The sequence below is a fragment of the Paraburkholderia sp. J63 genome (assembly GCF_905220245.1).
Classification (GTDB): Bacteria; Pseudomonadota; Gammaproteobacteria; order Burkholderiales; family Burkholderiaceae; genus Paraburkholderia.
In genome coordinates this window covers 1-653 of record NZ_CAJMZF010000155.1, presented here as the reverse complement: position 1 = coordinate 653, position 653 = coordinate 1, and the positions used below count along the sequence as shown (strand labels likewise).

Below are 653 nucleotides of genomic sequence, written 5' to 3'. Positions count from 1 at the left end.
TCGAACGCGAACGGGCTGTGCGCCGCGATTGCGCCGTTCTGCACGAGCTGCGTCATTGCTGCGATATCGGGTGCGAAATAGCGGTCCAGATCGTAATGCGGCACCTCGCTGCGCACCGACTGCATCACCTTCTGCAGCGCCGGGCTGGTCGCGTGCGGCGCGCGCAGGTCCACGCCCTGCGCGGCGGCCAGCAGCTCGATCGCGAGGATGTTGGCCGTATTGCCGGCGATGTCGGCGAGCTTGCGCGCGGCGAAAGTCGCCATCGACACGTGGTCTTCCTGGTTCGCCGACGTCGGCAGCGAATCCACCGAAGCCGGATGCGCGAGCGTCTTGTTCTCCGAAGCCAGCGCCGCCGCCGTCACGTGCGCGATCATGAAGCCCGAGTTCACGCCGCCGTCCTTCACGAGGAAAGGCGGCAGGCCCGAGAGCGTCGCGTCGATCAGGAGCGCGATGCGGCGCTCGGCGAGCGCGCCGATTTCAGCGGCGGCCAGCGCGAGATTGTCGGCCGCGAACGCCACCGGCTCCGCGTGGAAGTTGCCGCCCGAGATGACTTCCTGCGTGTCCGGGAAGATCAGCGGGTTGTCCGAGACCGCGTTGGCTTCGATCAGCAGCACTTGCGCCGCGTGGCGCATCTGGTCGAGGCACGCGCCCAT

1 protein-coding gene is annotated in these 653 nt (G+C 68.1%); it reads right to left on the bottom strand.

From position 1 onward, the window contains the following. A partial coding sequence (locus tag U5775_RS38940) for an aromatic amino acid lyase (RefSeq protein WP_322063439.1) occupies window positions 1–653 on the bottom strand: 653 nt, incomplete at both ends.